Origin of the sequence: Paenibacillus sp. FSL R10-2782 (assembly GCF_038592985.1) — a bacterium.
Taxonomy (GTDB): domain Bacteria; phylum Bacillota; class Bacilli; order Paenibacillales; family Paenibacillaceae; genus Paenibacillus; species Paenibacillus terrae_C.
Genome location: NZ_CP151951.1, coordinates 291,630 through 306,451 on the forward strand (window position 1 = coordinate 291,630; position 14,822 = coordinate 306,451).

Sequence of the window (14,822 nt, forward strand, 5' to 3'; positions counted from 1 at the left end):
TTATTCTAGCAGACGCTATATCCAAATATCATTGGCTGCCGTTAATTCGGACTCAGTCCCGCCAGTGTTAACTAAACCTCTAGGCTCCACCAGCATGATATGGCATTCCTTTTCGGCGAAAGGCTTGTGCTCGACTCCCCTTGGGACAATAAACATTTCGCCCTGGCAGATTTTCACCTGACCATCGCGGAAATCAATGAACATCTCCCCTTCGAGCACGATAAACACCTCGTCGGTATCTTGATGATCGTGCCATACAAAATCCCCAACAATCTTGACGAGCTTAAATTGATAGTCATTCATTTCGCCAATAACTTTCGGAGACCAATGATCGTTGAACTTAGATAATTTCTCATTCAGGTTAATAGCTTGGTAATGGATACTAATCCCTCCGATTCTTTTACCTCCATTATACCATTAACGAGGTTTAGGTATTATGAAGATAATGCAGTCAGAATGTTGTCAGAAGAAAATAAAGTCCTGGACTGTCGCTGTTTTATTGAACTAACGTTCCCCGTTAAATTAATAACTCTATCTGCAATTTCCCTTACTGTCCATCATGTATTATGATTCTATAAAAAGGGAAGGGACTCTTCTGCCATGGAATTATCGAGGTCTCAGCAATTAGCTCAAGAGTATATAACAAATTACGCAAGAAGCCGCAAAAATGAGGTGGAGCAAGCAATTAGGGAAATCCTTCAAATGTCCAGCATCGAGCTGAAGACATTTGAAGATGCTATCACTAAACTAAAATCTCATGCAAGAATTGCGCTGCACTTTCACCCAGATCGATTAGATCCGACCATGAAAAGCGTTGCTGAAGCACTACTTGAGCAGGGAATTTATAAAAGCCAGTTTGAGACTTTCCTATCGAATGGAAGTGTATCAGCATTTCCAGGTGGTGAACGTGACGTTTGGGAGAATAAAATGTTTGGCGGAGCGTACCAAATAAATGGCTCGACCAATAGCGAACGGCCCAAGTATGGGGCACTCAATGTCATGTTACATCCCGATGGACCTGCTCCACGTTTTGGATCATGCTATTTCCTTTTATCCACTGAGGTCTCTCATCGTTGCACTTATACTTATTTGGATTCTCACCAAGACCCCAAGGAAAAGGGGACGTATGAGGAATTTGACCTCATTTTGGCTGCTCTCATGAGGGATGCGTTCTATAGTGATTTTGCCATTGGTGAAAGAAATCTGACGGTTCGAAAGTTAATCGACCATATGCTCGTCAATCTTGAGAAACCATTCCAAAATCCATCAAACAAAGAGCCAAACCGAAATCTTAACCACTATATCGAAGCTCAGGTTCATGGTGACATTTTTCTTAAAGAAGACGTAACGATGCTTGTTGCCGATCCATCATTTAAGGGCACCCATACAGGACGAATCTTAGAACAGATATGTTTAAAGTATTCAGTTGATCTTTACTGGCACATGGGCTTTACACTTTTGGTTGATGAGGTTCCTATGAATTTTAGAGGTCCTTCAATGCCTTCACTAGCCAAAAGAATTGCGCAAAGTGATTTTATTGATGTAAATATGATTGGCTCTGCAGCTATGGACTTGAAACGAAATCCAAGTAATTGGAGCGATAGAGGAGCCTACAGAGAAGTTCTGCAAGAATTAAAATTACTCTGGCATGTTTTAGTGAGATATGGAAAGCCAATGGAAAAGTGAACAATTTTCCGTAAAGATGGAGCAATTCTTACCCTTCTCTGTTCACCAATTCACGCGGGTTGATGCCGTCGTCTATGGTTAGCGGGATGCGTGCACCCTTGGCGATCTGCTCCCAAGGTACCATTTTAAAATTCTGATTCAGCTTTTTGCCGTTTTGAAGATTTTCATCATCTTGTACAACGAAGATACCGTGCGGGAAATTCTTGCCTAATCCATAGCCCAGAACATCAATACCGTCTGTAACAGAAGTACCGTCGACTGTAGGGCTGGCGCTGATCGTAAAGTTGCTTATATAAGCATTGTCGCCTTGCCGTTCATAGATCGCGTAGCTGCTGTTTCCTTGGCTGGAGGCCAAAAGGTACCCCTTGCCGTCTTGGCCGTAATACAGCGTAAGTCCCTCTATATCGTCCTGGAGTCTACGTCCGTCTGCAATATCCACACGTCGCAGCGGCTCGGAAGAACCGTCTGGCTCGGCATTATACTTCCAAATCGCGTGATCCTCTTCAGCGATGTAGACTGTGCCATATTCATCATCAGCCACCATGCCCTCGGATTGGGTAGCGAGCTTGAACTGACGGACCAGCTTACCAGCTATTTTTCCATTTCCGTTGTCTGTCAGCTCATATTGTTCAAATTCCCCCTCTTTGCCCAACACGAGAGCGTAAAACTTGTCTGTCTTGAGGCTATGGTACAAGCTGAATCCGTACACTTCTTTCATAGATGATTTAATAGGCTGGCCAACCACGTTGGTTAACGTTCCTGATACCCCGTCAATAGCAAAGATATCAACGGTGTTGTTGGTGCGATTGGTTGCTCCTGCAATATCAATCTTTTTGCCGCCCAGTGTAAAACCGTACCGGATATCCACATTGTTCATTTTGCCGACCTTATAGTTCTGTAATTGCTTACCTTGCAGATCATAGACCAAAATTCCGCCGCCTTTATTGGTCGCTACAAGTCTGCTTTTCTCCGGGTCGGTCGGATTCAGCCAAATCGCAGGATCGTCGGCAGCGTCATCTCCATCCTCCACGGCTTCTGTCTCGGCAGTAGGGGTAACCTTATATGTAGGAACTGCGTCTTTGGGATCCGTATATTTGCTGTTTTCTGTCTCAAGCGTGGTAAGAAGTTTTGTAGGAAGATAAATATTTCCACCGACCATCTTAATTGCACGATCTGCTTCCCCCGTTTGGCCAGCTAGGCGATATTGCTTCTCACCGACTGTAAAGGTTCCGACGATGCCATTTTTCAGCTTTACCAAAGCAGATTTGTCGTCACTGTCCCAGGTAATGGCTGCCCCCATTTTGTCTGCCTGTGTTCGTAGCGGTGCATACCCGGATGGTTGAACCTCTGCCGCACTGGTCATTCCGGTAGGTAATACCAAACCCCCTGTCAAAATCGTCAATAAAGCTAGTTTACTTGTCTTCATATGTATACCCCTTTTCATGAAGTAGAATCTTATAACTGATTTAGTGTAAAGGAGTAACATAAGAAGAGTACGATGAAAATGTAAAGGAAATGTAATGTAATGCCTATACATTTTACGATTTAATTCGTCGGCTTCCAGTATTGTTGTCTATAGTTTTTCGGGGACATCCCAAATTTTTGTTTAAAGCATTTGGAAAAATAGCTGGCTTGGGAGAACCCCGTTTCCTCTGTAATTTGCTGGACGGACCAGTCGGTTTGCAGCAAAAGACTGCGCCCCTGATCCAGCCGGTAATCCATTAAATATTCAAGCGGCGTACGGTGAAAAGCGACCTTCATGCATCTGGCGAGATAGTTCTGATGTACGTGAAAATGAGCCTCCAGGTCTTTATTAGTGATCGTATTTTTGTAATTTTGCTTTAAGTATATTTCGATCTGTTCTGCTAACTTGGAGGAACTGCTTTTATAATTCTCATCATATTCCAAACTCTGAAAAATATTCACAAACGTCTGTTGGGCCTCCCATAGGGCCAGCTTTCTGGGTTTTAAGGTAGAGGCTAGTAAGTAGTCTAATTTAGAAAACAGCTCATGGGGATTGATTAGTTTTTGAAATTTGGGTAAATGGATAGTTGTGTGCTCGGAATGAAAATGCAGCTCGGGTATGGGTGAGCTTGGTGTAATCAGATTGGGTGAGGCTTGCGCGCACCACATACTACTGGCTTGAAAATGAAACCAGTAAAAGGAGGTTTGTTCTGTACATGCCTCAATGGGAAAATGGTGTTTATCCGGTTCAAGAATCAGTGCGTAATTTTCAGCTACCTTCCATGCTTCATCCTCTTCGCCAATGTGCAGCAGTCCTTCTTTGATGATAATAACGTCAAAATAGCCCAGGTTATAACGATTCGGGTGCCAGTCCCCTTTTTGGTATGTAGTAAAATTCCCCTCAATGAAATAAGGCAATGGAGGGACAAGGAAAGATAGAAAGTTTGTTTTGCTCATGGAAGTCAGCTCCTTTGTGTGTGAAATCGTATAACTTTTAGTTAAAGATTGCGATTTTTTTTATAAATTCAGGTTGATAAAATAAGGACTGTAGCAAGGGAAGCTCAGGTTAGCTTGGTCGGGTATGTATCATTACTTTATCCTTATTTTTTTAAAAATGAAAGCGTTCTATTTTTGGGAAGGGATGTTTATCCAATGAAAACAGCTAAGCCAGTAAAACATGTCGTCGTTGAGGATTCATTTTGGAAAAAGTATAAGCAGGTTGTGGCGGAAGAGGTCATTCCTTATCAGTGGAAAGCATTAAATGATGAGTTGCCAGATACAGAACCCAGTCATGCGATTGAAAACTTTAAAATTGCGGCTGGTGAATCCAGCGGAGAGTATTATGGAACCGTTTTCCAAGATAGTGATATTGCAAAATGGCTGGAAACGGTGGCGTTTAGTTTAAGGGATCATCCGAACCCTGCACTTGAAGAACGGGCGGATGAAGTGATTGCGCTGTTGGGAAGAGCTCAAGCTGAAGATGGCTATTTGAATACGTATTATTTGCTGAAAGAGCCCAACAATCGTTGGACCAACTTGCGCGATAACCATGAGCTATATTGTGCGGGACATTTTATAGAAGCGGCGGTTGCCTATTACGAAACGACAGGCAAAACGAAGTTTCTGCACATTATGGAGAAATACGTGGACCTGATTCAGCAGATTTTTGGTACGGAAGAGGGAAAACGAAAAGGCTACCCTGGGCATGAAGAAATCGAGTTGGCTTTGATCAAATTATACGACGTAACTGAAAAGGATCAATATCTCAAATTAGCGCAATATTTTATCGAACAGCGAGGGCAGCACCCGATTTATTTTGAAGAGGAACGAGAAAACAGAAAACAAATTCAAACAGAGCCTACCTGGAATGACGATAACAACATTAATTTTGGCTTAGGTTTCGAATACCAGCAGGCACACCAACCTGTCCGGGAACAAACGGAGGCTGTGGGTCATGCGGTAAGAGCTGTGTATTTATATATTGCGATGGCAGATTTGGCTGCGAAAACAGGAGATGCCTCCCTTTTAAAAGCCTGTGAAACGCTGTGGGATGATGTGACGAGCCGAAAAATGTACATTACCGCTGGCATCGGATCTTCTGTAAACGCGGAAGCGTTCACTTGCAACCATGATCTTCCGAATGACAGCATGTACTGTGAAACCTGTGCTTCTGTAGGGCTGGCCTTTTGGGCCAATCGTATGCTGCGCTTAGCACCAGACCGCAAATATGCCGATGTGCTGGAGCGTGCGCTGTACAATGGAACAATTAGTGGGATGGATCTGGATGGTAAACGATTTTTCTACGTCAATCCACTGGAAGTGAATCCTTTTCAAAAATCCAGAAAAGATCAGGAGCACGTGAAAACAGAACGGCAAAAATGGTTCTTCTGCGCGTGCTGTCCCCCTAATTTGGCGCGTATGATCGCATCGGTCGAAGACAATATATACACCCAAACCAAGGATACATTGTATACACATCTGTATATTGCAGGCAAAGTGAACCTTACATTGTCCGGTCAAGAGGTGGAAATTACACAGACTCATCATTATCCATGGGATGCGGACCTGAACTTTTCGCTTCATGTAGCAGAGCCGACTTCCTTTACATGGGCACTTCGGATTCCGGGGTGGTGCAAGCAGGCAGAGGTGAAGGTGAATGGCGAAACCATTTCATTACACCAGCTTGAAAAAGGCTATGTAGAGATTCAGCGTACCTGGAATGATGGTGATGTGGTAACCCTGCATCTGGCTATGCCCGTTGAACGGATTCGGAGCAATCCTCTTGTCTCCATGAATCAGCAGCAGGTCGCTCTCCAACGTGGTCCAATCGTGTTTTGTCTGGAAGAAGTGGATAACGGGGAGAACCTGGCGGGATTAAGATTGCCCAAGGACAGTCTCATTACGGAAGAGTTTAGCGAAAACCTGCTTGGTGGAATTGTAAAGCTGACGACAGAGGGTTATCGGGTGAAAAGCTCGACTGCATTATATAGCTCGGAGCCCCCAGAATTGGTTTATCAACAAATCACTGCAATTCCTTACTACGCCTGGTGCAACCGGGATAAAGGAGAAATGCGTGTGTGGGTTTATGAATCATAATTCATTCTTATGGGGAGAGAAGAGATCATGAGCACGAGAATTGTGAGTACGGAACCACCCGAGAAAATAGCCAGCACCGTTCCTTTTCATCGTAAAATCAGCTATTCATTAACGGATACAGCGGGCAATCTTTTATACTGTGTTATTTCCAGCTATCTATTGTATTTTTATACGGATGTATTCGGTCTTTCTATTGGGATTGCCGGGACGCTGCTTTTTATCACCCGCTTTATTGATGCCATTGATGCCCCGATCTGGGGCATCCTGATTGACCGGACCAAGTCAAAATACGGGCAAAGCCGACCTTATTTTCTATGGTTATGTATTCCGTTTGCGGTGTTCATGGTTCTTACGTTCACAACACCCAACTGGAGTGAGTCTGGAAAAATTGCGTACGCGGCGATCACTTATATCATAGCCGGTATCCTGTATACAGGGATCAGTACACCCATTACGTCCATTCTGCCTAACCTGAGTACGAACTCTAACGAACGCGTCGTATTGAACTCCTTCCGTATGGTCGGGGGGAATGTGGGCTTCTTCATAGCTACGACGTTTACGTTGCCTCTGGTGGCCTTCTTTGGACAGGGGAATGATCAAAAAGGTTTTTCGTTAACGCTCGTTTTATTTGGAATCATGGCCGTTATCATGTTTTTGATAGCGTTTGCCGATTTGCGTGAAAATGCAGCGGTTAAAACCAAGTCGGTTCCAATTGCCAAGAACTTTGCGGCTATTAAACGAAACTGGCCCTGGATGCTCGTCGTAGCTGCTAACCTGTGCTATTGGATTGGCTTGAATATCCGTTCAGCAACGCTTATCTTTTATCTGCAATACAACCTGGACAGCAAGGACCTGGTTCCTTTAATCAACGGACTGACCTCTTTACAATTGATCTCGATGGTTCTGATTCCGTTTTTCGCCAGAAAATTAAGTAAAAACAGCATCATGATTATTGGATTGATTTTGGCTGCACTTGGTCAGGTTGTGATTTTAATGGGCAGTACAGACTTAACCCTCATTATTATCGGTTGGATTATTGGTGCGTTAGGATCAGGCTTTGCATGTTCTATGCCGTTTGCAATGTTATCAGATACAGTCGATTACGGGGAATGGAAGAATGGCATTCGGGCAAGTGGTTTCCTGACTTCTATTGGAAGCGCATTCTGTATTAAAGCGGGTAGTGGAATCGGCGGATTATTACCAGCATGGATCATGGGCAGCACGGGCTATATCGCCGGGAAAGTTCAAACCCCTACTGCGTTGTCCGGAATTCAGTTCAGCTTTATCTGGCTACCGTTTATCATCTTCCTGATCGGCATCATTCCTATGTTCTTTTATAAAAAATTTGAAAAGAACGAAGTCTCCATTCAACAGGATTTAATTGCAAGAAGATAATTTAAATACATGTAACAAGGATTTAATAACCTTATGAAAGGGATTTAATTTCACTTAAAAACCTGTTCACTGAGCTGAGCAGGTTTTTGTGTTTTTTCTATTTTAAATGTGAGTAAAACTATTGACAGGATTTTCTTTTGGAGTGATACTTCTATGAAAGCTCTTCTGTTGAAGGGTTTTTTTCAATTTGATAAAAAGAATGTGATGATATGAGTCAACTGAGTGTAAGAACGAGAACCCATGGCTTTCTGAACAGGTATTTTTCGGGCGAGTCTATTGATTATCGACAAATTATTGCTTTATTTATTCCTCTATTGATCGATCAGGCTTTTATAGTGGGCCTTAATTTGGTAAATACGGCCATGATTAGCTCGTCGGGTATGGCGGCGGTCAGTGCGGTGAATATGATTGACTCCCTGAATATTTTTCTGATAAATGTGTTTGTTGCCGTGTCCACCGGGGGGACGGTTGTGGTTGCGCAGTATAAGGGGAGCGGTAACGACCTCATGGTCTCTAAGGCTGCATCCGGCACCATTTCCTCCGTTTCCTTGCTGGCCCTGGCTATCAGTTTGTTTATGATCGTGTTGTACAATCCGATTTTAAGTGTTCTGTTTGGCTCCGCCTCGCCGGATGTATTAGCTAACGGCAAGGTGTATCTGCTGGGAAGCTGTATGTCTTTCGTTGGGATTGCAATCGTTGAGGCGGTGTGTGGAGCGCTGAGGGGAATAGGCAAGACGAGGGCATCGCTGGCGCTTTCTCTGATCATGAACCTTTCGTACGTTCTTTTAAATGTAGTATTCATTAATGTATTGGACATGGGTGTGCTGGGCATGACTATTGCAGTCAATGTGTCCAGATACGCAGGGGCAGTTTGTGCATTAATCTATTTGGTCAGGGTAGATGATGACCTGCGTGTTCAGCTTAGAGATATGCTTTATTTTAATCTAGCCATGCTTAAAAAAATTTTGTTCATCGGGCTTCCATTTGCAGCAGAGCAGATGTTTTTCAATGGGGGTAAAATTTTAACCCAAATTTTCATTGTGAGCCTGGGAACAAATGCGTTGGCGACGAATGCCATTTGCTCATCACTGGCTAATGTGTTCCAAATTCCTGCGAATGCCCTGGCTCTTACGATTGTGACTGTAGTCGGTCAATGTATGGGGCGTCGAAATGTCGAGGATGCCCGCAGGTTTACCAAATCCTTTATTTGGCTATCGTCTTTTTCTTTTATTGTAATGGGCCTCATTCTTATGCCTTTGTTCAAGCCAATGGTGGGGCTATTTCATCCGCCTGCTGAAATCGTAGATGACATTTTCATTGTCATACTGATTAATACGTTAGCCCAGATCCCGCTCTGGTCCATTGCCTTTATCATACCCTCTGCGCTTAGAGCAGCAGGTGATTCGAAATTTACGTCTCTCACCTCGATGCTGTCCATGTGGTTGTGCAGGGTGGTGCTTGGGTATATTTTGGGCATTGTGTTCAATCTGGGGATTGTTGGTGTCTGGCTGGCTATGGATATTGAATGGGGCGTGCGGGGGATCGTTTTCCTTTGGCGCTTCCGTGGCAATAAATGGGTCCAGCATCGTTTGATCGACTGAATAGGTCCACTACCATAAAATTGACTTCTGGATGAAGGCATTTTATAGTAGTGGATTTTTTTCTTCCTGTACTTCGTTCAGGCTCTTACTTCATCCTGATCCCTATATTACCTAACTGTGCTCCCTGCTGCATACGGTGGAAGGCTTGCGCCGTGTCTTGTAAAGGGAAAACGCTATCTATAATTGGATGGAGTGCATGGCGCTCCATGAATTGAAGCATATCTGCGAATTCCTCGCCACTGCCCATGGAGGTGCCGATGATGCTGATTTGAGGGAAAAATATAGACCGCAGCGGAATCTCTATTCGATCTCCTGAGCTTGCGCCAAATGTAACGATTCGACCGTTCGGTTTGAGGATTTCCAGGTATTTATCGAACGTAGCAGGGCCGATACTGTCAAGGATCAGATCCACGGCGTCTCCGTTCACACTTTCTTTCCAATCGCCATGGCTGTCAAATGCATGATTAGCGCCATGGGCGAGGGCAGCTTGTCTTTTCGCTTCGCTACGTGATGTGACGCTGACCCGTGCGCCCGCCGCTAAAGCCATAAGCATGGCATACGTGGCTACACCGCCGCCAATGCCGGGAATGAGGACATGCTCACCCTGCTGTAATTGGCCTCTGGTAAAGAGAGCGCGGTAAGCGGTTAAAGCAGACAAAGGTAGCACCCCTGCTTCGTCCCAAGATAGGTAAGCTGGCTTGCGGACGGCATTTTGGAAGGGGATGATAACCGATTCAGCGAATGTCCCGTCTGAGGGTCCGCCCAGAATGGTTGGAACCAAGGGAATGTGGTGCGTATGCTCCCATCCGATACATGGATTAATGATTACATCGGTGCCTACCAGCGAGATTGGGACGCCATCGCCCACAGCCTCGATCACGCCTGCGCCATCCGACCCGAGAATGAGTGGGGCATCGTTGGCGGTTCGATCCGCCATGAGGAACAGATCTCGGTGGTTCAAGCCTGCGGCTTGGAGCCTTACCTTCACTTCGTCGTGCCCCGGCTGTCTGTCCGTAACTTCTTTATACATAAGGCCCTCAAGGCCGTTTTTGCTGGCATGTATCATGGCTTTCATTGTAAAACCTCCCGTGGTTCGAATTGAGATGCATTTGCATGTATATTGAATTGTACAGAGCGATAAGCATCCGGTAAAATGAACAAAATCGAACGTGAGTATCATAAATGATCATACCAAGCAGGTGACGTATATATGGAAAGCAGTGATTTGAAAATATTTCAGGCTGTCGCTCGCGAGGGCAGTATCACGAAGGCTGCGCAGGTTTTGAACTATGTACAGTCCAATGTGACCTCCCGGATTCAGCAGCTTGAGGCACAATTGAACGTACCGCTTTTTCGTCGATCTAATCGGGGAATGACGCTAACGCCGGCAGGAGAGAATCTGCTGGGATATGCGGATACAATCCTGACCTTGCTGGACGAGGCTGTAAAGTCCACTCAATATTCGGACCATCCTACGGGACCTTTGCGATTGGGCTCGATTGAGACAGCGGCGGTCACGCATTTGACTTCATTATTGGCGGAATACCACTCACAATACCCGGATGTCCAGCTATCCCTTTTGACAGGCGGAACGCATGATCTCGTACAAAAGGTATTAAATTATGAATTAGATGGAGCCTTCGTCTATGGGCCTGTCGATGATCCGCATATAGACCATGTTGCGGCCTTTGAAGAGGAATTGGTGCTTATTTCGGAACCGGGGAACAAGGAGATGGGCGAGCTACTTGCCAAGCCTATGCTGTTTTTCGACGTGGGCTGCACACACCGGGCAAGAGCGGAAGGTTTTTTGAGCGAAACAGGTATTAATGCCTATCAGATTATGGAATTTGGAACATTGGAAGTAATTCTGGGTGGTGTAGCTTCTGGTCTGGGAGTGTCCATGCTGCCACAATCCTCGATTGCGAAGGCGGAGAAAACGGGAAGTATTGCTTCACATCGTCTGCCTGAAAAATATCGGAAATTGGAGGTGTGGTTTGTTCATCGGCGGGATTCCGTTTGCTCCAGTGCGCTGTCAGGCTTGCTTCACTGGATGAAAAGGGATGCTATACTGAATGAGGATTTAATGAAACATCCATCCATCGTAGTACCGGGTGAGCATGTAGTCAATGGGAGCTATATTCGAGCAAGAATTGCGCAAGATTAGAAACAGCTTTCGTGAAGTTAAACATTAGGCTTTACCTATGATGTTAAGCTATACAGCGCGCAGTAAGCAGAAAAAGCAGACGGCTCACAGGAGCGTCTGCTTTTCTTGTATATAAGTCATTTTATCATGCAATAGAATGTCTGATCACTCGCAATCCTGCGACCTTCGCAACCTTGCCTTGTGGATGGGCTGTGAATTGAATCGTAACTTCATTCTTTTGGCTCGTCACAGACAGTGGAAGCTCATAGGCGAACGTTGCAAATTTATTCATTTCCTCCGACTCCAGCTTGCCTTCTCCTAACCTCTGACCATCTGCGGTGATAACAAAGTCATGATGAGAGCGATCCGAATCTTTCAGATAAGTCACCGCTAATTGGACAGGCTCATCCGGGAGCACCTTCATGACAAAAGAGAACCAGCCTCCAGGCCAGGTATCACGATATTTACGGTTATAGATGGACCCCAGACTCACATGTTCGCCCGTAAAGGCATGATCCCGTTCTGGCTGCATTTCAGCAGGCTGCACAGCATCCACCGTACGTCGCTCCAGCTCCAACTGGTACGCTAACGCGGTACGGTATTCCGCCTCTGTTGAGGCCCATTCTTCCTTGGAAAAGAGATCCCAATAGACGGTATAGGAACGATCATACATTTGATAAAACGGGCGAAGCTCTAAATCACCGACATAGCCTACATCGTTCATCCGGAATACATTTGGCTTGTTCCCGCCAGGAACCAGCTTCGAGGTCAGCGAATCGGTCTCCCCGATCAGAACAGACGCCAGCAGGCGCTCCTCGTTGGAATCCTGCGCGACAGGACCAAGGTCACCAGCCAGCACAAGCGGACCGTACATAAAAGCAATCCGGCGCGGGTTATCCGGCATTTCCTCGACTCTTACTGTCATGGGAATGTCGTACTCGACCGTATCCCCATCGTTCCATTCCCGTTCGATTACAACGTAGCTGGTAGGGCAAGCCTCTGCGGCAAACGCTTGCCCGTTGATTTTAATGATCATGCCTTGTTCCGCCCAATGCGGGCATCTCAGCTTGATCGTGAACCATTTGGATTCCTTGCTGATGACACGCAGCGTTCCCCGACCATTTTGCGGAAAGAGAGTCTCTTGTTTTAACTGTACGCCCATCTCATCCCACGTCACGGTCGAAGGGACATATTGATTGACATAGATTGTTTTTGGCGTGTGAAAATAAATCGCAGTGCCGTACATGGAATGGCTTTCCATCCCGGACCCGACACAGCAGGTAAAATCGTCATATTGAGAATTGAAGGACTTGTGCCCACCCATTTCCAGCGATACAAAATAGCATACTCGTCCATCGACAGGCTGCTGTGAAGCCAGAATATGATTGAACATTGCCCGTTCATAGTAGTCCGCATACGCTGCATATGCGTCCCATTCGAACATATGCCTCGTTAATTTCAGCATGTTGTAAGTGTTGCAGGTTTCGCAGGTACCTTCGCCCAAACGGTCATTCAGCTTTCCTGGTTCCCCAAAATGCTCGTTATAGCTATTGCCGCCAATAACGTAGGAATGCTTGTGAACAACCCGATCCCAGAAAAAGCGGGAGAGATCCGCATATTGCGGTTTTCCGGTCATTTCATATTGCCGTGCAGCGCCAATGATTTTGGGGATTTGGGTATTGGCATGTCGTCCTGCCAGCGTATCGTGGTTTACTGCAAGATCGTTCAGCACTTCCCCATGATAAAAGCGTTCCGCCAGCTTCAAGAAGCGCTCTTCCCCGGAATGCTCCGCCAGATCCGTCAGCACCTCGTTCATGCCGCCAAATTCGCAATGAAGTACCTGCTGTACCTGATCATCGTTCAGTTCCTGGAGTACATCCTCCAGCCAGTTGCCAAGTTTGATTTCCATTTGCAAAGCCTTGGGATGATGCGCGAGCAGATAGGCATCCCGCAAGCCTGCGAAGAGTTTATGCATGGTGTATAGCGGCACCCAGCCTCCGTTCAGATCAAAGCCTTGCGAGCGTATATCGCCAGCCTTCACTTCCTCGAAAAGCTCTTTCCCACGCGGAATACCGGAAATGTATCCGTTTCCATGATTGTTTTGGCATATTTCCAGCTCGTCGATGACATAATGTACTCGTTCAAGCAGTTTTTCGTCACCCGTTGAGGCAAACATCAGCGAGCAGCCGGACAGATAGTGACCGAGGGTATGCCCGCTGATGCCACGGGATTCCCAGCCCTCATAGTGAGCCGCTTTGGGCTCCAGTCCTGCATATTCACGAAAGCGCGATAATAGACGATCGGGTTCCAAGCTCAGCAGATAGGCCGCATTCAGCTCCATCGCATGGTAAAGTGGGCCGGAATCAATGCTTACGTTATGCAAGTCAAAAGCTTTTGCTTTCAAAATCATCGCTCCTTAGCTAAGATGAAAGTGTATATTTCTCCACTACATTAGCATTGCCATCACGGTATGTCAGTAGCTTAACCATACAATGGGTGGACAAATCCGAACATGAAGCTAAAGAGGCGATAAAATGACTTATCTGAAAGTTAATGTAGATACTCCCATTCAACTGATCTCGGCAGGCGAGTTTATTTCCGAGGTGCCCTGGAAGCATATGAGTCGTTCTATAGAGAACTTTGAGCTGATCCTTGGTGTGCGGGAGACGGTATATATACGGGAGGAACAGGAGCATTTTGAGATCGGGGAAGGAGATATTGTGTTGCTTTATCCCGGTCGTACACATGGAGGATATCAGGAATCATTGCCGGGGGTTACCTTTTACTGGTTTCACTTCGATGTTCCTACGACCCCAAATGTATTATCCTATGAAGAAATGAAGCAGGAGACCCGTGCTATGGATGCTCAATTGCAGCGCCATGGCTTTGTACGGGATATCTATATACCGCAATGCGTGCGTGCGGGCAACGGAGACCGCATTCATATTATCGTTAATCAGATTTTGCATGTAGCCAATTCGCATTATCTTACGCATCACAGTGCAAATTATCTGTTCACCTCGCTGCTGATTGAGATATCCGAGCTGGCTCTCAGCCGCTTGATCTCCAGCCCCGCCAGCCCACAGGGGAATGTGAGCTTTAACAAAATTATCGAGTGGACCCGTATTCATGCGGAAGAACCGATAACCGTGACGGATTTAGCCCGAAAATTCAACTACAACAAGGATTATATATCCCGTTTGTTCAAGCAAAATACAGGTATGCGCCCCTTGGAGTTCATTCACAGCATCCGCATCAATAAAGCCAAGGAGCTGATTTCCCGTACCGATATGAGCATTAGGCAGGTTGCGGAAGAATCGGGATATACGGATGAGAAGTACTTTATGCGTATGTTTAAAAAAATAGTGAATATGACCCCTTCCCAGTACCGGAATGCCTATCACAAAACATTTATGAACAAAGTCTGACGGCAAGCC

General features: G+C 45.7%; 11 protein-coding genes. 6 read left to right on the forward strand and 5 right to left on the reverse strand.

Annotated features, from left to right (window positions below):
* Positions 1–15 precede the first annotated feature (15 nt).
* On the reverse strand, positions 16–381 hold the full coding sequence (locus tag NST83_RS01320; protein WP_137061219.1) for a cupin domain-containing protein: 366 nt from the start codon (positions 379–381) through the stop codon (positions 16–18).
* Between the two features lie 219 nt (positions 382–600).
* Here NST83_RS01320 and NST83_RS01325 point away from each other — a divergent pair, with 219 nt between their 5' ends.
* Positions 601–1,686, forward strand: coding sequence for a DUF3626 domain-containing protein (locus tag NST83_RS01325; RefSeq protein ID WP_342416292.1), 1,086 nt, complete (start codon positions 601–603; stop codon positions 1,684–1,686).
* Positions 1,687–1,714: 28 nt separating this feature from the next.
* On the opposite strand, the gene NST83_RS01330 is transcribed toward NST83_RS01325, so the two are convergent.
* The gene (locus NST83_RS01330; RefSeq protein ID WP_342416293.1) at positions 1,715–3,112 is read right to left on the reverse strand and encodes a phytase; all 1,398 of its coding nucleotides are present in this window, start codon (positions 3,110–3,112) and stop codon (positions 1,715–1,717) included.
* A gap of 119 nt (positions 3,113–3,231) precedes the next feature.
* Positions 3,232–4,107 (reverse strand): helix-turn-helix domain-containing protein, encoded by an 876-nt coding sequence (locus NST83_RS01335; protein WP_137061222.1) that lies wholly within the window; start codon positions 4,105–4,107, stop codon positions 3,232–3,234.
* A 195-nt stretch (positions 4,108–4,302) separates the two neighbouring features.
* On the opposite strand from NST83_RS01335, the gene NST83_RS01340 reads away from it, so the two are divergent.
* The 3 genes from NST83_RS01340 to NST83_RS01350 all read left to right on the forward strand — a co-directional run bounded on the left by NST83_RS01340 (position 4,303) and on the right by NST83_RS01350 (position 9,242).
* Positions 4,303–6,246 (forward strand): beta-L-arabinofuranosidase domain-containing protein, encoded by a 1,944-nt coding sequence (locus NST83_RS01340; RefSeq protein WP_342416294.1) that lies wholly within the window; start codon positions 4,303–4,305, stop codon positions 6,244–6,246.
* Positions 6,247–6,273: 27 nt separating this feature from the next.
* Positions 6,274–7,641: an MFS transporter gene (locus NST83_RS01345; protein WP_342416295.1), complete on the forward strand. Its 1,368-nt coding sequence runs from the start codon at positions 6,274–6,276 to the stop codon at positions 7,639–7,641.
* Between the two features lie 209 nt (positions 7,642–7,850).
* Entirely contained in the window at positions 7,851–9,242 is a 1,392-nt protein-coding gene (locus tag NST83_RS01350; protein ID WP_342416296.1) for an MATE family efflux transporter, read from the forward strand.
* An 85-nt stretch (positions 9,243–9,327) separates the two neighbouring features.
* Here the strand turns inward: NST83_RS01350 and NST83_RS01355 are convergent, their stop codons facing one another.
* Positions 9,328–10,317 carry a zinc-binding dehydrogenase gene (locus NST83_RS01355; protein WP_342416297.1) on the reverse strand — a complete coding sequence of 330 codons (990 nt, stop codon included), beginning with the start codon at positions 10,315–10,317 and terminating at the stop codon, positions 9,328–9,330.
* A 135-nt stretch (positions 10,318–10,452) separates the two neighbouring features.
* Between NST83_RS01355 and NST83_RS01360 the strand changes: the two genes are divergently transcribed.
* On the forward strand, positions 10,453–11,406 hold the full coding sequence (locus NST83_RS01360) for a LysR family transcriptional regulator (protein ID WP_342416298.1): 954 nt from the start codon (positions 10,453–10,455) through the stop codon (positions 11,404–11,406).
* Positions 11,407–11,530: 124 nt separating this feature from the next.
* Here NST83_RS01360 and NST83_RS01365 read toward each other — a convergent pair whose 3' ends face one another.
* Positions 11,531–13,789 (reverse strand): beta-L-arabinofuranosidase domain-containing protein, encoded by a 2,259-nt coding sequence (locus tag NST83_RS01365; protein ID WP_342416299.1) that lies wholly within the window; start codon positions 13,787–13,789, stop codon positions 11,531–11,533.
* 130 nt (positions 13,790–13,919) lie between these two features.
* Here NST83_RS01365 and NST83_RS01370 point away from each other — a divergent pair, with 130 nt between their 5' ends.
* Positions 13,920–14,813, forward strand: coding sequence for an AraC family transcriptional regulator (locus tag NST83_RS01370; RefSeq protein ID WP_342416300.1), 894 nt, complete (start codon positions 13,920–13,922; stop codon positions 14,811–14,813).
* Positions 14,814–14,822 lie beyond the last annotated feature (9 nt).